Raw genomic sequence first — 17,934 nt, 5'->3', positions numbered from 1 at the left:
GAGGATGGGCACTCAAACCGCAGCCGCAAGCGACAACGCGCAACACACCCCCATGATGCAGCAGTATTTGCGCATTAAAGGGGAGCATCCGGGCACGCTCGTGTTCTACCGGATGGGCGACTTCTATGAACTGTTCTTCGACGACGCCGAAAAGGCCGCGCGCCTGCTCGATCTGACGCTCACGCAGCGCGGCGCGTCGGGCGGCAATCCGATCAAGATGGCGGGCGTGCCGCATCACGCCGTCGAACAGTATCTGGCGAAGCTCGTCAAGCTCGGAGAATCGGTCGCGATCTGCGAGCAGATCGGCGATCCCGCGACCTCGAAGGGCCCCGTCGAGCGCAAGGTCGTGCGCGTGGTGACGCCTGGCACGCTGACGGACGCCGCGCTGCTGTCCGACAAGAACGACACGTATCTGCTTGCCGTGTGCGCAGGCCACAACCGGCGCGGCGTCGTGAACACGATCGGCCTTGCATGGCTCAATCTGGCAAGCGGCGCGCTGCGCCTCGCGGAAGTCGCGCCCGATCAGGTCGCGGCCGCCCTCGAGCGCATCCGCCCTGCTGAAATTCTCGTTGCCGACGCGCCGTCGTCAAACGATGCGAACGCGTGGACAGTGCCCACCGGTTTCGGCGCGACGACGCGCGTGCCCGTCTGGCACTTCGACGTCGCCTCGGGCACGCAGCGGCTGTGCGATCAACTGGAAGTGGCGGGCCTCGACGGCTTCGGCGCGCATTCGCTGTCGAGCGCGTGTGGCGCGGCGGGCGCGCTGCTGCTGTACGCGGCGGCGACCCAAGGCCAGCAGTTGCGCCATGTGCGCAGCCTGAAAGTCGAATACGAATCGGAGTACATCGGCCTCGATCCGTCCACGCGCCGCAATCTCGAACTGACGGAAACACTGCGCGGCACGGATTCGCCCACGCTCTGCTCGCTGCTCGATACCTGCTGCACGACCATGGGCAGCCGTCTGCTGCGTCACTGGCTGCACCACCCGCCGCGCGACGCGTCGTTCGCGCAGGCGCGTCAGCAGGCGATCGGCGCACTGCTCGACGCGCCGCCTCAAGCCAGCCTCGACGGGCTGCGCAGCGCGCTGCGGCAAATCTCGGATATCGAACGGATCACCGGGCGGCTCGCGTTGCTGTCGGCACGTCCGCGCGATCTGTCGAGCCTGCGCGACACGTTCATCGCGCTGCCCGAACTGCGCGCGCAACTCGCCGCCGTGACGGCCGCTGCCGATTCGCTCGCGCGCATCGATACGGCGCTGGTGCCGCCCGCCGACTGCGTTGACCTGCTGAAGCGCGCAGTCGCGCAAGAACCCGCTGCGATGGTGCGCGACGGCGGCGTGATCGCACGCGGTTACGATGCGGAACTCGATGAACTACGAGATATTTCGGAGAACTGCGGACAGTTCCTGATCGATCTCGAAACGCGCGAACGTGCGCGCACGGGCATCGGCAATCTGCGCGTCGAATACAACAAGGTGCATGGCTTCTATATCGAAGTGACGCGCGGCCAGACGGACAAGGTACCCGACGACTATCGCCGCCGCCAGACGCTGAAGAACGCCGAGCGCTACATTACGCCCGAGCTGAAAACCTTCGAGGACAAGGCGCTGTCCGCGCAGGAACGCGCACTGTCGCGTGAGAAAGCGCTGTACGACGCGCTGCTGCAATCGTTGCTGCCGTTTATCGCCGACTGCCAGCGCGTTGCGTTGGCGCTCGCCGAGCTCGATCTGCTCGCCGCCTTCGCCGAGCGCGCCCGCGCGCTCGACTGGGTTGCGCCGAGCTTCACGCCGACGGGCGGTATCGATATCGAACAGGGCCGGCACCCCGTGGTCGAAGCGCAGGTCGAGCAGTTCATCGCCAACGACTGCGTGCTCAACGCCGAACGCAAGCTGCTGTTGATCACCGGCCCGAACATGGGCGGTAAATCGACGTTCATGCGTCAGACCGCGTTGATCGCGCTGATGGCCTACGTGGGCAGCTACGTGCCTGCGCGGCGCGCGTCGTTTGGTCCGATCGACCGCATTTTCACGCGCATCGGCGCAGCCGACGACCTGGCGGGCGGCCGCTCCACCTTCATGGTTGAGATGACGGAAGCCGCCGCCATCCTGAACGACGCAACGCCGCAAAGCCTCGTGCTGATGGACGAAATCGGGCGCGGCACGTCGACCTTCGACGGCCTGGCGCTTGCGTGGGCGATCGCGCGGCATCTGCTTGCGCACAACAACTGCCACACGCTGTTCGCAACGCACTATTTCGAACTGACGCAATTGCCTGCCGAATTTCCCCATGCGGCGAACGTGCATCTGTCGGCAGTTGAGCATGGGCACGGCATCGTGTTCCTGCACGCCGTCAACGAAGGTCCCGCTAACCAGAGCTACGGCCTGCAGGTCGCGCAACTGGCGGGCGTGCCGAACGCGGTGATTCGCGCGGCGCGCAAGCACCTCGCCTATCTGGAGCAGCAGTCGGCGGCGCAGCCCGCGCCGCAACTCGATCTGTTCGCGGCGCCCCTTGCGGTACTCGAAGATGCCGACGACGAGCCGCCCGCGCCGGCAATCGATCCCGCCACGCAGGCGCTCGTCGAACGCCTGCGCGAGATCGACCCGAACGACCTGCGCCCGCGCGACGCGCTCGACCTGCTGTTCGAACTGCATGAACTGGCCAAGTCGCCAGATGCGCGACACTGACGCGCGCGATCGCCACGCGCCGCCCCGCCTTCGCCGCCGCTCGCGCAACGCAGCGCGCGCGATCGCGTTGGTGGTCGCGCACGCGGTCGCGCTCTCGCTCGCGGCGCCCGCGCGCGTGTCGTTCGCCAGGGAACCCGCGCCGCCTTACGCGTTCGCGGTCATCGGCGGCACGCTGCAAAGTCCCGCCGACGAAGCGCTCACGCAGCGGCTGCTCGACGCGATCGGCCGCGATTCCGACGTGTCGTTCATCGTCTATGACGGCAACCTGAAAAGCAGCAAGGAAGCCTGCCGCGATTCGCTGTTCGAGACGCGCCATACCCTGCTCGAAACTTCGAAGCCCGCGCTCGTCTTCATTCCCGGCCAGCACGACTGGACCGATTGCGGCACCGCCGAGGCAGGCGGCTACGATCCCGTCGAGCGGCTCGATCTGCTGCGGCAGACGCTCTTCGCCGATGCATCGTCGATGGGACAAAATCCGATTCCGCTCGCTCGCGAAAGCGAAGTGTCGCGGTTTCGGCCGTATCGCGAGAATGTGCGCTGGCTCGTTGGCGATACGGTGTTCGTCGGACTGAACGTGCCGGGCCCGAACAATCATTTTCTGTATGCGGGCGGGCGCAACGGCGAGTTCGAAGACCGTGTGATCGCGAATGCGTTCTGGCTCGATCACGCCGCCGAGTACGCAAAGCGCCGCGGCGCGCGTGCAATCGTCGTGCTGGTTCAGGGCGACTTCGATCCCGAGCGTTACGAGCGCCCCGAGCGCTTCGCGTGGCTGCGCTTCGGGCATCGCTCGAAGCGCGATGGATTCATGGAATTCAAGCGCAGTCTGGTGAAGCTGGCCGAGACGTTTCGCGGCCCGGTCGTCGTGATTCATCAGGATGACGACAGATCGCATACCGGCTTCATGATCGACCAGCCGCTGCGCAACGATAAGGGCGATCTGGTGACGAATCTGACGCGTATCGCATTCGCGCCGCGCAGCCCTCAGAACCAGTGGATACAGATCGATGTCGATCTGCAGAAGCGGCCTCCGTTTCGCGTGACCGTGCGGGATGTGCCGAAGAATCTGCCGCTGCCCGCCGCGCCCACCATGCCGTCGCACAACGAAAACGCCGTACCGCCGATGCCACCGTCGATGCCCGCCGTGCCCGACTCCGCACCCGCTTCCGAGCTGCCGCCCATCCTGCCCGAACCGTCGCGCACGACGCCGCCGGATTAGGGCAACGGCATCAGATACCACGGTACGGCGCTGCGGCACCGCAGATGCGACAACGGGCGCTTACGCGCCCGTTTCGTGAACTGCTTCGCCGCCCGCCCTCGACCCGGGAGCCGACACCTGCAAGCTCAGTGTAGCGTGGGCCGGGACGGTTCCGCGTCGTCGCCGTCGTCTTCATCATCGTCTTCGTCGACGATTTCGAGGCCGCTCGCACCGTGTGCATGCTCGTGCTGGATTTCGTCTTCCGTCGCTTCGCGCACGTCCTTCACGGTCAGGCTGAAACGCAGCGCCATGCCCGCGAGCGGGTGATTGCCGTCGAGCACGACCTTGTCTTCGGCTACGTCGGTGACCGTGTAGATCAGCGAGTCCAGGTCTTCGTCACCCTCTTCCGGCGTGCCTTCGAACTGCATGCCGACTTCGAGCGGCTCGGGGAAACGGCTGCGCGGCTCGATCTTCACGAGTTCAGGATCGTATTCGCCGAACGCGTCGCCCGGTTCCAGCTGGATCTGGGTTTCGAAGCCGGGCTCATGGCCGTCAAGCTCTTCCTCGATCTTGGGGAACGTGCCATCATAGCCGCCGTGCAGATAAACCATCGGCTCGTCGCTTTCCTCAATCAGATTGTCTTGCGCATCCGACAGTTTGTAAGCGACCGATACGACGGTGTTCTTTGCGATTTTCATTCGATTCTCCAGATTACGACTCACATTATACGATGCCCGTGCGGCCCCCTGACTACACCGCTGGCAAAGCTGCAGCGCGTTCCTCTTCGACTCCCGTCTCCGCTTCTTCCGCGCCTGCGCCCGATCAGCCCGCGTCGTTGCTGGGCAATCTGACGCCCTCGCAATTCATGCGGCGCTACTGGCAGAAAAAGCCGTTGCTGATCCGCCAGGCCATCGCGGATATCGCCGCGCCGCTCACGCGCGACGAACTGTTCGAACTGGCCGATCAGGACGAAGTCGAGTCGCGCCTAATCACGCACTTCCGCAAAAAATGGCAGCTCGAACATGGTCCATTTGCTGCAGACGAATTGCCTTCCGTCAAACAGCGTGCGTGGACCTTGCTCGTGCAAGGCGTCGATCTGCATAACGACCGCGCGCGCGCACTACTTGACCGTTTTCGCTTTGTGCCCGACGCGCGCCTCGACGATCTGATGATCTCGTACGCGACCGACGGCGGCGGCGTCGGTCCTCACTTCGACTCTTACGATGTCTTCCTGTTGCAGGTTCATGGCAAGCGTCGCTGGCGCATCGGCGCGCAACGCGATCTCTCGTTGCAGCCCGGCCTGCCCCTGAAAGTTCTACAACGCTTCGAGCCAGAAGAGGAATGGGTACTGGAGCCGGGCGACATGCTCTACCTGCCGCCCCACATCGCCCACGACGGCGTGGCCGAAGGGGAATGCATGACGTGCTCGATCGGCTTTCGCGCACCGTCGACGGCCGAACTCGCCGCGCAGTTCCTGTATTACCTTGCGGAGCGCGGCGAAGCGGCCGGCTCGCCGGAAGGCGCCGCGCTCTATCGCGATCCGCAGCAGCCGGCCGTCGCGACGCCCGCGGCACTGCCCGCCGCGCTCGTCGACCGGGTGGGCGCGATCCTTGCTAAGATCGACTGGACCGAGAAGGACGTGTCGTCGTTCCTCGGTACGTATCTGAGCGAGCCGAAGCCAAGCGTCGTGTTCGATCCGCCCGCGCGACCGCTCGATGAAGCGCGTTTCGTCAAGCGCGCAAGCAACGAAGGCGTGCGCCTGGATCGCAAGACTGTGCTGCTTTACGACAGTCGTGCTTACTACCTGAATGGAGAAGAAAGCAGGCTGTCGGGAGTAAAAAACGCGGTGATTGAACTCGCCGACAACCGCTATCTGAGTGCGAAACGCTTTGTAACACTCTCGGGGCAATCGTCGGTGACAGCACTACTTCACGAGTGGTATCGTGCGGGCTGGATACAGATGGGTGAACTGAGATAAGATTCGCTCCGCTGTCATACCGTATAGCGAAAAATTGTCTGAGAAAGACAACGTATTGGCCCCGGATTTGTCGACGGTCGATACGAAAGTGCATATAATTTCCGCCCAAGCCGTAGGGAAGATTCACGCTCATGAAGTGCGGTCTCCACCAGCGGCCCAGGTCGGTGTTGGAGCACATTACCGGTATTATTTTGCGCTGTTGCTTACCTTTAACCATAAAAGGACGTGATCATGAAGAAATCCCTCCTCGTAGCATCCCTGTTGGCAGCTGTGGCACTGGCTGCATGCAACAAGAGCAGCGACCAGGCAGCTGCCCCGGCTAGCGACGCTGCTGCCGCTTCGGCACCGGCTGCTGCTGCTTCGGATTCGGCTGCTGCTGCTTCGGGCGCTGCTGCTGCTGCGAGCGACGCTGCTGCTTCGGCTACGACGGCTGCTTCGGACGCAGGCGCTGCTGCTTCGGACGCTGCTGCGTCGGCAGCTGCTCCGGCTTCGGGCGCAAGCCAGTAAGCTGTAGCACAGGGTTCGCCCTCCGGGCGAAAACTGCAACGGGAAGTCCGAGGGCTTCCCGGGCAAAAAGCAAAACGCCACGAATTCAAACTCGTGGCGTTTTGCTTTATGCGCTGTTATTAATCGCGATTATTCGGCTTGCATGTATTCGATGCATTTTGGTCAATTCATGTCGTTAAGCCACACCATGTAGTCCGGCCTTAAAAACAGAATGATTTGCCTGCTGCATCGCAAGCCTGTGTTGTCGATGTAGCTGTAGCGGGCGTCTTTCTCAAGCTTGCGCTTTCTCTTCGAAGAACTCGCGCACCACGTCGATTTCACGCGTGCGCTTGAATGGCGGCAGGCTCTGCCATATCCGGCGCCCATACGGTTTGTCGACGAGCCGCGTGTCGCAGATCATCAGCACGCCGCGATCGGTCTCCGAGCGAATCAGACGTCCTGCGCCCTGCTTCAGCGTAATGACCGCCTGCGGCAGCTGATGCACGGCAAACGGACTCAAGCCCTTCTTCGTCAGCGCATCGAGCCGCGCGGACAGCACGGGGTCGTCGGGCGGTGCGAACGGCAGCTTGTCGATGACGACGAGCGACAGCGCATCGCCGCGCACATCGACGCCTTCCCAGAAACTCTGGCTGCCGACGAGAATCGCGTTGCCATACGAGCGGAACCGGTCGAGCAGTTCAGTACGGCTCGCATCGCCCTGCACGAGTAACGGCATGTTCCAGCCACGCGACTCGATCACGTCGCGCAGCTTGTTGGCGATGCGATCGACGGCGCGCAGCGTCGTGCACAGCATGAACACACCGCCGCCCGATGCTTCGATCGCAGGCAGCGCGGCATCGAATACGGCATCGGTGAACGCCGGCGACGACGGCTGCGGCAGATTGCGCGGCACGTAAAGCAGGCCCTGCGTGCCGTAGTCGAACGGGCTGGGCAGTGTCATCGAGCGACGCGAATTGAGGCCCATCTGCGCTGCATAGTGCGCGAAGTCCCCACGCACCGACAACGTCGCCGACGTGAAGACCCACGCACGCGGCACGCCCGCGCGCTGCTTCGCGAAAATAGGCGCGACGGATAGCGGCGTCTCATGGAGTTGCACGGTATGCGAGAACACTTCGATCCAGCGGACCTTCTCGTTCGGATCGCTTTTCTCCGCTGCTTTCGCGGCATCGCTTGCCGCGTCGCGTTCGGTTTCCGTGGGCGGCGTGGTCCAGCCCGACAGCACCTCCTGCAACTCGCGCGCGCGCCGGACCAGCGCAGCCAGCGACTCGGCACGCTCCGACTGTCCAGCGAGCGCGCTTGCGAGCGCATCGAGTTCGGTTTCGACGGCTTCGAGCGCGGGGAACAGCGGATGGTCGTCGGGTAACTGGCCAATCGACAGCCGCACCGAATCTTCCTTGAATGCGAGCCGCACGTCGCGCGCCGAGCGTTCGAGCGCTGCGCCGAGCTTTACCCAGTCGACTGCATCGCGCGCGTGGCCAAGGCCTTCCGCGACCGAATCGCGCGCGAGTTCGAGAAACTGCGTGGTCGACAGCGTCTCGCCGAAAAACAGCGTCGCGGTTTCGGGCAGTTGATGCGCTTCATCGAAAATCACGGTGTTCGCCGTCGGCAACAGCTCGGCCATGCCCGTGTCGCGCAGCATGATGTCGGCGAAGAACAGATGGTGATTGACCACCACGATATCGGCCTGCTGCGCCTCGCGGCGCGCCTGCATCACGAAGCAGTCCTTGTAGTGCGGACATTCCTGACCGAGGCAGTTGTCGCGCGTCGACGTCACCATCGACCACACAGCCGCCGTCTCCGGCACGCTTGCAAGCTCGGCCTTGTCGCCCGTGCGCGTGATCTTCGCGAAACGGATGATGTCCTGCAGATACGACGTTTCCTGCCGCGACGGCAGGCGGCCATTGTCGGCCGTGCGTTGCAGATAGTAGTGACACAGATAGTTCGCGCGGCCCTTGAGCATCGCCACGGACACAGGTACCGCGAGCGCGTCGCGCACGGTCGGAATGTCGCGCTGGAAGAGCTGGTCCTGCAAGTGCTTGGTGCCCGTCGAGACGACCACCTTGCCGCCCCACAGCATGGCCGGCACGAGGTACGCGTAGGTCTTGCCCGTACCCGTGCCTGCTTCGACGATCAGCGTGTTCTCGCCGCCTTCGGAATTGCCGTCTGCGGTCGCTGCGTCTTCAGATTCGGACTGCGCCGCCGATGCCGATTGCTGCAAACGCCGCGCCGGACGCTTTTGCGCCTCGAACATCGCGGGCTCCGGCATCGCGCGACCCGATGCTTCCATCGCGGCGGCCACGGCGCGCGCCATCTCGATCTGCGACGCGCGCGGCCGGTAGCCCTCTATCTGGCGCGCGAGCAGCCCGTCGGCGGCGAAGATGTCGGCGAGTTCGGATGATCGCTTGTGACTCAGCGACGCGGCCAGCGCGCCGCCACCCGACGCGGGCTTTGCCGCGCGCTCGTCGGCGAGCGTCGCGGCGGCGTCCGTAGCACCCGCCGACGCAGCGGAAGAAGATTGAAGCGATGAATTCAAGGCAAGCGATTCCTGCAAAGTCCGGCGCGCCACAGGCTGAACGGGGCCGGCGCCTGGCTGGCCGCTGCGTCAGTTGCGTGCTTCCGGTTCAAGCTGCAATTGCAGCAAGATGATGGTGTCCTTGACCTTGAGCTTGCGCTTTTTCAGGCGCTGGATCTCGAGGTCGTCGATGCCGGGTTCCTCGGACATTCTGTCGATCAACCGATCAAGTCCACTATGCTCCGATTCCAGTTGCAGAATGCGGTCGCGCAGTGTGTCCGAATTGACGACGCGATGATGGTCGCGCATGCTCGCCTCCTCTTTCGAAAGGGCGAAGGCCGCGCTGTGCGGTCGCTCCGCTCGAGGTTGCTGTCCGGCCTGAAACGCGTTACGGCTGTTGCTGATTGATGCTCACTGCTGCTGTTGCTGCTTTTGTTGCTGCTCGAGCTGCTGTTGCTGCTTCGCCTGCTCTTCCTGCTTCTGCCTGGCCTTATCGGCCGCCTGCTTCTGACGCGCTTCGACGTCGGCCTTATGCTGCGCCGCTTCCGACTGCTTCTGCTGGAAACGCTGCTGCTTCTCCGTGCGCTCCTGAGCTTTCTGGGCGGCCTGCTGGTGCGCCTCGTCGAGCTTGCGCTGGAAGTCGGCCTGCTTCGCATCGTAGGCCTTCTGGTTCGCGGCCGCTTGCGAAGGCGAAATGCCGCGCTGCGCCTGGTCGATGGCGTGCTGTTGCTGCTTCTGCTGGAACGCCTGCTCGTTCGCGGCGCGCTGCGGCGCTTCCGCGGCGCGCTGCGCCTGACTCAACTGATGCTGACGCTGCTTGTCTTCGTACGCCTGCGCGTTGCGCTCGTCCTGTGCGGCGCGCGCGGGCGCGTCGGCTTCGTATTGCGCGCGCTTGATGGCTGCCTGCTCGTCGCGTTGCCGCGCATGCTCGACGCGCTTTTCGTCGTCGAGCGCGAGTTGCTCCTTGCGAATGTCGGCGGCGACGACGCGCATGTCTTCACGCGCCTTGTTCAGGCAGTGATTGACGAAAAACTTGCTATAACAGTTGTGCTGGGCGACGCCGTAACGGTAGTCGTTCTCCGCCGTACGGGAATCGAGCGTCTTTTGACGCGCGTCAAAATCATTCGCGGCCGGTACGCCAGAAGCCGCATCCGAAGTCGAAGCGACCGACGATGCCGCCCCGGCATTTTCCTGCGCCTGGGCGAGCACGGGCACAAGCGCCGCGCTCGCAACGAACGCCAGCGACGCGGCGAGCGCGAACCGGCGGACAGACCCCGCAGACCAAAAGGCAACGGACGCGGCCTCGGGCCTGAAGACGGGCGATGCGAGCGGAGATCGGCGTGAAGATCCGGGCAGATTTCCGGACGTGAGGCGTGAGGTCGGCAACGTCGTAGATGGGCAGCGGAACATGCCCGAAATTCTATCACCCCGAGCTTGAGCGCTCGGGCATTTATGGCAAAATGCCCCGCTTCAGCAAGCTTTCACGAGCTTTGACGACTTTTCCGCAACCCGGCCGCCGCGTGTTTCGCGCAGCACGGCCACAGTCGAATCCGGCAGGAACATCAAGACCCTATGACGGACACCGTAGCAATCAAGATCGTACAGCGCATCGCCACCGAACTCACCGTCCAGCCGCGCCAGGTCGCGGCCGCGGTGGAACTACTCGATGAAGGAGCGACTGTTCCGTTTATCGCCCGGTACCGGAAGGAAGTCACCGGCAATCTCGACGACACGCAATTGCGCACGCTCGAAGAACGCCTGCTCTATCTGCGCGAGCTGGAAGACCGGCGCGCCGCGATCATCGCCAGCATCGACGAGCAAGGCAAGCTCAGCGACGAACTGCGCGCCGCGATCGAAGGCGCCGACAGCAAGCAGGTTCTCGAAGACCTCTATCTGCCGTACAAACCGAAGCGCCGCACGCGCGCGCAGATCGCCCGCGAAGCCGGCCTGCAGCCGCTCGCCGACGCCCTGCTCGCGAACCCGCTGCTCGATCCGCAGACGGAAGCCGCGCAATACGTCGATGCCGAGAAAGGCGTCGCGGACGTGAAGGCCGCGCTCGACGGCGCGCGCGACATTCTCTCCGAGCAGTTCGGCGAGACGGCCGAAGTGCTCGGCAAGCTGCGCGACTACCTGTTCAATCAGGGCGTCGTGAGTTCGGCGGTGGTCGAAGGCAAGGAAGGCGAAGAAGGCGAGAAATTCCGCGACTACTACGAGTATTCGGAAACGATCCGCACCGTGCCGTCGCACCGCGCGCTCGCCCTGTTCCGCGGCCGCAATGCAGGCGTGCTGATGATCAAGCTGGGACTCGGCGAGGAACTCGACGCACAGGTGCCGCATCCGGGCGAGGCGATGATCGCGCGCCACTTCGGCATCGCGAATCAGGGGCGGCCGGCGGACAAGTGGCTGTCGGATGTGTGCCGCTGGTGCTGGCGCGTGAAGGTGCAGCCGCACATCGAAAACGAACTGCTGACGAATCTGCGCGAAGAAGCCGAAAGCGAAGCGATCCGGGTGTTCGCGCGCAATCTGAAGGATCTGCTGCTGGCCGCGCCGGCGGGCCCGAAGGCCGTGATCGGCCTCGATCCGGGTCTGCGCACGGGCGTGAAGGTGGCCGTCGTCGACCGCACGGGCAAGGTGCTCGCCACGGATACGATTTATCCGCACGAGCCGCGCCGCGACTGGGACGGTTCGATCGCGAAGCTCGCGCGCATCGCCGCGCAGACGCAGGCGGAACTGGTCAGTATCGGTAACGGCACGGCGTCGCGCGAAACGGACAAGCTCGCCAGCGAATTGATGTCGCGTCATCCGGAACTGAAGTTGCAGAAGATCGTCGTGTCGGAAGCGGGCGCTTCCGTGTACTCGGCATCGGAACTCGCGGCCAAGGAATTCCCGGATATGGATGTGTCGCTGCGCGGCGCGGTGTCGATCGCGCGCCGCCTGCAGGACCCGCTCGCCGAACTCGTGAAGATCGAGCCGAAGGCGATTGGCGTCGGACAGTATCAGCATGACGTGAATCAGCGCGATCTCGCGCGTTCGCTCGATGCCGTCGTCGAAGACTGCGTGAATGCTGTCGGCGTGGACGCGAACACGGCTTCCGTTGCGTTGCTCGCGCGCGTGTCCGGCCTGAACGCGACGCTCGCGCGCAATATCGTCGATTATCGCGATGCGAACGGTCCGTTCCCGACGCGTGACCATCTGCGCAAGGTGCCGCGTCTCGGCGACAAGACGTTCGAGCAGGCTGCGGGTTTCTTGCGTATCAATGGCGGCGAGAATCCGCTCGACCGCTCGTCGGTGCACCCGGAAGCGTATCCCGTCGTTGAACGGATGCTGGCGAAGATCAGCAGGAGCATCGGTGATGTGCTGGGTAATCGCGATGCGTTGTCGCGGCTGTCACCTGCCGAGTTCGTGGACGATCGTTTCGGGCTGCCGACTGTGCGGGATATTCTTTCGGAACTTGAAAAGCCAGGGCGCGATCCGCGTCCCGAGTTCAAGACGGCGACTTTCCGCGAAGGCGTGGAGAAGATTTCCGACTTGTCGCCGGGGATGGTGCTCGAAGGTGTCGTGACGAACGTGGCTGCGTTTGGTGCGTTTGTCGATATCGGCGTGCATCAGGATGGGCTTGTGCATGTGTCGGCGATGTCGACGAAATTCATCAAGGACCCGCATGAAGTCGTGAAGGCCGGGCAGATCGTCAAGGTGAAAGTGCTGGAGGTCGACGTCAAGCGTCAGCGGATTTCGTTGACCATGCGGATGGATGATGATGTTGCTGCGGGGGCGCCGCAGGAGCGCTCGGGTGGGCGTTCGGGGGCCGGGTCGGGCGCGGGCGCGGGTGCGGGGCGTTCGCAGCAACGCGGGCGCGCGCCCGAGCCGGTTAATGCTATGGCCGCGGCTTTTGCTAAATTGAAACGGTAAGTGGGGGCGGGGCTTGGCCCCGCGTGCCCCGGGTTTGTGTTGGGACGACGGTTTGGCTTTGTGCTTTGTGCTTTGTGCTTTGAGCGTTGCTCGTTGATGTTCTGGGCTTTGCGCTGGTGTCCGCTATTTGCGTCTTCGCTGGCATCCGCTATTTGCGTCTTCGCTGGCATCCGCGCATTGTTAGCGTACTTCACGCGTCGCCCCTGTGCGGGGCGGCACTTACTTTTCTTTGCCGCCGCGTAACTATTCAGCGCTTGTAAACTGCTACCAGGATGTGCATAGTGAGGGGCATGACGAAGATGCCCGACATCAAGGAGCTGACACCGGAGCAGAAGGACGCACTTATCATTGATCTGGTGAGGCGTCTGAACGAGCTCGAGGCAAAGCTTGAGAAGGACAGTCATAACTCCAGCAAGCCGCCGTCAAGCGATGGTCCGAAGCGCAAGCCAAAGTCATTGCGTAACACGAGCGACGCTAGGCCGCGCGCCCAACCGGGGCACAAAGGCAAGACGCTCAAACGCGTCGCGCAAGCCGATCACATCGAGATTCACCCGGTGGCGCGGGTATGCGATAAATGTGGCAACCGCATCGCGGCAGCCAGCGTGGCCGTGTTGCCCGAAGGCCGCCAGGTGATTGATCTGCCGCCCACGCGCTTTGAGGTGACTGAACATCGCGTGCAGATCGCACAGTGCCGCTGCTGCGGCAAGCAGCATTCGGGGGCATTTCCCAAGGGCGTGAGCCAGGCGGTTCAGTACGGCCCCCAGATTCGCGCCGCAGCCGTCTATCTGACGCAATACCAGCAGTTGCCGGTTGCGCGCACCGCCCAGGCGCTGGAAGACCTGTTCGGTTTGCATGTGAGTACGGGAACCGTCCAGCACAGTATTGATCAGGCCGCGCAGTTACTGGCGCCGTGCGTTGATCAGATCCAGCAGGCGCTACGCGGGCAACCCGTCGTGCATTTCGATGAGAGCTGCATGCGCGTGGGGCGTGAGTCCCACTGGCTGCATGTCGCCTCGACGCACGCGTTGAGCTGGTATGGCGCGCACAGCAAGCGCGGCAGTCAGGCGCTGGACAGCTTCGGCATTCTCCCCGGCTTTACGGGAGTCGCGGTCCATGACGGCTGGCGGCCGTATGCCGGCTATGAGTGTGAGCATGCGCTGTGCAATGCCCATCATCTGCGTGAACTGGTGTTCGTCCTGGAGTCCACGCAGCAACCCTGGGCACAGCAGATGATTGACCTGCTTCGCCAGGCAAAGCGCGAGGTCGAACTCAGTCGGGCTTCAGGAAACAACATGCTGAGCCCGGCGCGCCAACGCTATTACACACGGCGCAGCCGCGCCCTGATCGCCCGGGCGCGCAAGCTCAATCCACAGCAGGCGCGTGAGCCCTTGCGCCAGGAACGTCGCGGCAGGATCAGGCAAAGCTTTACCTGCAACCTGCTCACACGGCTTCACAAGTATGCCGATGAGGTGTGGCGCTTCATTGCCGATCACCGCGTACCGTTCGACAACAATCAGGCCGAACGCGATATCCGCATGCCCAAACTCAAACAGAAGATTTCCGGGTGCTTCCGCTCGGAATCGGGCATGGAGGCGTTCTGCACGATCCGCTCCTACCTTGCCACCTTACGCAAGCAGAACCGTTCGCTGATCAACGCGCTGGCGTTAGGCTTTGCCGGATTCGTCGTTTCACCTCTGGTTACCGCTGAATAGTTACGCCGCCGCAAAGAAAAGTAGGCAAAAGAAAGCGGCTCACACCGCCAATTCTTGACGTTCACCCACGGGCCCCCAGCGTCCCCACACCTCACACGGTAGCGCGCTATTCCTTGCCCGTTGCTAGCGCGCCGAACCATCGCATCACCCACTTCATGCACCCGTACCCGATCAAGCGGCAGCGAATGGCATGGGCCGCCCAGGTGGCAAACTGTGTGTAGGTTGTCGCGTCGTATAGCTTGGCGCTCTTACCGGGTGGGGCGCGTGCGCATTCGGTCTGGAGTGAAGCATGTGGAGCACCGAGGGCCGACACACAGTTTGCCACCTGGGCGGCCGTGGACTATCTGGCGCGGCGTGCCGTGACGCCGGTGCGTGAAGCGGGTGAGGCGCTCTTTCAGAGCGCTTGCAACGAACACGAATGACGTGATTGCCGTGTGAAGCGTAAGACCCTTTGGGGGCCCTCAGGCAAGAATTAGCGCTGGCGGTGTGAGCCGCTTTCTTTTGCCTACTTTTCTTTGCGGCGGCAAAGAAAAGTAGGTGCCGCCCCGCACAGGGGCGACGCGTGGAGCGAGCTAACGCATCGCGGATGCCAGCGCAAAGCCCAGAACACCATCCGGCAACGCACAAAGCTACAAACCACCACCAGCGTCGCAGACAAAAAAAACCTCAAATCTCTATCTTCGTCCCAAGCTCAACAACGCGATTCGCGGGAATACTAAAAAAATCAGTCGGCTTCGCAGCATTCTGATGCATCCATGCAAACACCCGTTCACGCCACACGGACATGCCTGGCAACTGCGTCGGCACGACAGTCTCCCTCGCGAGAAAGAACGACGTGTCCATCAACTCAAACGACATATCGTGCGACACGCTAATCTGCTCGAGCACAGCCTTCACATCAGGCGTCTCATTGAACCCGTACGCTGCCTTGACGAGAAAAAGCCCGCCGCTAACATCCTTCACCGTCAACCGGTCCTTATCCTCGACATAAGGAATATCCCGCGTGATGAACGTCAGAAAGATGGTCCGCTCGTGCAGCACCTTGTTGTGCTTGAGATTATGCAAAAGGCTCACAGGAACGAGGGTCGCGCTCCCCGTCAGATAAATGGCCGTGCCCGACACGCGATGCGGCGGATGCGCAAGCAGTCCTTGCACGAAAGGCATCAACGGAATACCGTCGGCCGCCGTGCGCTCCTTCACGATCATGCGCCCCTTGAACCATGTCATCAGCAGGAAGAACAACAACGCGCCGATGCCGAGCGGCAACCACCCGCCCTCCGCCACTTTCAGCAGATTCGCCCCGAAGAACCCAAGGTCGACCACCAGCAACGCACCAATGATCAGCGCCACGACGCCCTTGTTCCAGTTCCACACCTTCACCATCACGACGCTCGCGAGTATCGTCGTGATCACCATCGTCGCCGTCACGGCAATCCCATAGGCCGCAGCCAGATTGTCCGAGCTCTTGAACGCAATGACGATGCACAGAATGATGAACAGCAGCATCCAGTTGACGACGGGCACATAGATCTGCCCGATCGCCAGCTCCGACGTGTGCAGAATCTTCATGCGCGGCACATAGCCGAGCTGGATCGCCTGGCTCGTCAGCGAATACGCGCCCGAGATCACCGCCTGAGAAGCGATCACCGTCGCAACCGTCGACAGCACGACCAGTGGCAGCAGCGCCCAGTCAGGCGCAAGCAGATAGAACGGATTTTCGATCGCCTGCGGGTTGTGCATCAACAGCGCGCCCTGGCCGAAGTAGTTCAGCACCAGCGACGGCATCACGAGCGAATACCAGGCGCAACGAATCGGCGCGGCGCCGAAGTGCCCCATGTCGGCGTACAGCGCCTCCGCGCCCGTCAGCACCAGCACGACCGAGCCGAGCACCACGTAGGCCTGCAGCAGGTGCGCCGACATGAACGAGAACGCGTAGTACGGATTGAGCGCCTTGATCACTTCCGGCGCCTGCACGATATGCGACAGGCCGAGCACCGCGAGCGTCACGAACCACAACACCATGATCGGGCCGAACAGCCGGCCGACCATCGCCGTCCCGTGACGCTGGATCCAGAACAGCAGCACGAGAATCACCATCGTCAGCGGCAGCACCAGATGCGAGAGCTTCGGCGCGGCAAGCTCCAGACCTTCGACAGCCGACATCACCGAAATGGCCGGCGTGATCACGGCATCGCCGTAGAACATGCAGGCGCCGAAAATGCCGAGCATCATCAGAAGGCCGGCTGCCCGGCTCTTCGTGTCGAACGAACGCAGCGACAACGCCATCAGCGCGAGCACGCCGCCCTCGCCGTTGTTGTCGGCGCGCATCACGAACATCACATACTTGATGCTGACGACCACGATGATCGCCCAGAACAGCAGCGAGATGACGCCGAGAATGGAACTTTCTGTAAGGGGAATGCCGTGGGAGGGGCTGAAGGCTTCTTTCAGCGAATACAGGGGGCTTGTGCCGATATCCCCGAAAACCACGCCGATCGCAGCGACTGCAAGCGAGGGCAACGGCTGCTTGGGGACGTGAGAGTTGTCTGTCATAAACGCGAAAAGAATCCGTTCCTGAGCGGCAAAAACGATCGCTATTCTAAAGAATATAGGCGACAAAGCCCACCATCAGGCCCGTTGTGCAGACGCCACGCGAGCGGGCCGCGCCGCCGCAATGTTGCATCACGCCCTTGGCCAGCATGCGTTTGCCCCTGTCAAGGGCTGATTTGTCAAATTCTTCCGATTTGATCATGCCCGTCAAATAGTCCGGGCGGACATACAAAAACGGAGCCTCGAGGGCTCCGCTTTTATTCGCAGCACCCGCCATCGACACGCGCGACGGCGGCTGGATGCTAGCTGGCGTCCGTCGAACGCTCCTGACCGCGTTTGATCCACGCGCTCAGATTGTGCGGGCGCACCGTGTCCCATTCCTCGAACGGCTGATGGATCCACGGGTTGGTCGCGAGATACTGAACGTGATAGTCCGGCTTCACCTTCGAGCACGCCTTCCACCACAGCACCGCCGAACGCACCGACGTGATCGCGGGATAACGCTCCTTCAGATGCTGCTGCACGCGCGCGAGCGTCACGCCGGAATCGACGAGGTCGTCGACCAGCAATACGTTGCCCGACAGTTCGCCGCGCGTCATCGTGATGTATTGCGCGATATCCAGGTCGCCCTGCTCCGTGCCCGCCGCTTCGCGGTACGAACTCGTCGCGAGAATCGCGAGCGGCAGATCGTAGATGCGCGAAAGCTGATCGCCGACCCGCAGACCGCCGCGCGCGAGGCACAGGATCTTGTCGAACTTCCAGCCCGATTCGTGGACGGTGAGCGCAAGCATCTCGATCAGCCGGTGATATTCGTCCCAGCCGACCCACAGGTTGCGCTCGTCGTTGCGCGGGTCCTTCATTTCAATCATGGGTACACCCTGGATCATG

General features: G+C 62.9%; 13 protein-coding genes. 6 read left to right on the top strand and 7 right to left on the bottom strand.

Going from position 1 to position 17,934, the window contains the following annotated elements; translation table 11 throughout:
- The first annotated feature begins 4 nt into the window (after positions 1-4).
- Both mutS and C2L66_RS06180 read left to right on the top strand, forming a co-directional pair.
- Entirely contained in the window at positions 5-2,683 is a 2,679-nt protein-coding gene (gene mutS, locus C2L66_RS06185; protein ID WP_060601343.1) for a DNA mismatch repair protein MutS, read from the top strand.
- Entirely contained in the window at positions 2,670-3,899 is a 1,230-nt protein-coding gene (locus C2L66_RS06180) for a hypothetical protein (RefSeq protein WP_054934424.1), read from the top strand. Before mutS ends, C2L66_RS06180 begins: the two co-directional genes overlap by 14 nt.
- Before the next feature lie 125 nt (positions 3,900-4,024).
- On the opposite strand, the gene C2L66_RS06175 is transcribed toward C2L66_RS06180, so the two are convergent.
- Positions 4,025-4,576 carry an FKBP-type peptidyl-prolyl cis-trans isomerase gene (locus C2L66_RS06175; protein WP_054934423.1) on the bottom strand — a complete coding sequence of 184 codons (552 nt, stop codon included), beginning with the start codon at positions 4,574-4,576 and terminating at the stop codon, positions 4,025-4,027.
- A 32-nt stretch (positions 4,577-4,608) separates the two neighbouring features.
- Here C2L66_RS06175 and C2L66_RS06170 point away from each other — a divergent pair, with 32 nt between their 5' ends.
- Both C2L66_RS06170 and C2L66_RS06160 read left to right on the top strand, forming a co-directional pair.
- Entirely contained in the window at positions 4,609-5,856 is a 1,248-nt protein-coding gene (locus C2L66_RS06170; protein ID WP_060601346.1) for a cupin domain-containing protein, read from the top strand.
- 231 nt (positions 5,857-6,087) lie between these two features.
- Positions 6,088-6,363, top strand: coding sequence for a hypothetical protein (locus C2L66_RS06160; protein WP_079482153.1), 276 nt, complete (start codon positions 6,088-6,090; stop codon positions 6,361-6,363).
- Between the two features lie 271 nt (positions 6,364-6,634).
- Here C2L66_RS06160 and C2L66_RS06155 read toward each other — a convergent pair whose 3' ends face one another.
- The 3 genes from C2L66_RS06155 to C2L66_RS06145 form a co-directional block, all read right to left on the bottom strand.
- Complete coding sequence (locus C2L66_RS06155) at positions 6,635-8,896, bottom strand: ATP-dependent DNA helicase (RefSeq protein ID WP_060601347.1); 2,262 nt, start codon at positions 8,894-8,896, stop codon at positions 6,635-6,637.
- A 69-nt stretch (positions 8,897-8,965) separates the two neighbouring features.
- Complete coding sequence (locus tag C2L66_RS06150; RefSeq protein WP_035990715.1) at positions 8,966-9,184, bottom strand: DUF465 domain-containing protein; 219 nt, start codon at positions 9,182-9,184, stop codon at positions 8,966-8,968.
- Between the two features lie 102 nt (positions 9,185-9,286).
- Complete coding sequence (locus tag C2L66_RS06145) at positions 9,287-10,285, bottom strand: colicin transporter (RefSeq protein ID WP_082670350.1); 999 nt, start codon at positions 10,283-10,285, stop codon at positions 9,287-9,289.
- A 162-nt stretch (positions 10,286-10,447) separates the two neighbouring features.
- On the opposite strand from C2L66_RS06145, the gene C2L66_RS06140 reads away from it, so the two are divergent.
- Positions 10,448-12,784 carry a Tex family protein gene (locus C2L66_RS06140; protein ID WP_060601351.1) on the top strand — a complete coding sequence of 779 codons (2,337 nt, stop codon included), beginning with the start codon at positions 10,448-10,450 and terminating at the stop codon, positions 12,782-12,784.
- 290 nt (positions 12,785-13,074) lie between these two features.
- The gene (gene tnpC, locus C2L66_RS06135) at positions 13,075-14,496 is read left to right on the top strand and encodes an IS66 family transposase (RefSeq protein ID WP_060601355.1); all 1,422 of its coding nucleotides are present in this window, start codon (positions 13,075-13,077) and stop codon (positions 14,494-14,496) included.
- Between the two features lie 666 nt (positions 14,497-15,162).
- Here tnpC and C2L66_RS06130 read toward each other — a convergent pair.
- Genes C2L66_RS06130 through C2L66_RS06120 form a run of 3 tightly spaced genes read right to left on the bottom strand, consistent with a single transcriptional unit; the run spans position 15,163 to position 17,933 of the window.
- Complete coding sequence (locus tag C2L66_RS06130) at positions 15,163-17,049, bottom strand: potassium transporter Kup (protein WP_054934415.1); 1,887 nt, start codon at positions 17,047-17,049, stop codon at positions 15,163-15,165.
- Between the two features lie 46 nt (positions 17,050-17,095).
- The gene (locus C2L66_RS06125) at positions 17,096-17,323 is read right to left on the bottom strand and encodes a hypothetical protein (protein WP_054934414.1); all 228 of its coding nucleotides are present in this window, start codon (positions 17,321-17,323) and stop codon (positions 17,096-17,098) included.
- Positions 17,324-17,348: 25 nt separating this feature from the next.
- Complete coding sequence (locus tag C2L66_RS06120; protein WP_035990707.1) at positions 17,349-17,933, bottom strand: phosphoribosyltransferase; 585 nt, start codon at positions 17,931-17,933, stop codon at positions 17,349-17,351.
- Position 17,934 lies beyond the last annotated feature (1 nt).

Source organism: Paraburkholderia caribensis, assembly GCF_002902945.1.
In the GTDB taxonomy this organism is placed as follows: Bacteria; Pseudomonadota; Gammaproteobacteria; order Burkholderiales; family Burkholderiaceae; genus Paraburkholderia; species Paraburkholderia caribensis.
The sequence above is the reverse complement of the archived record's forward strand: the minus strand, read 5'-3'. Positions and strand labels throughout refer to the sequence as shown.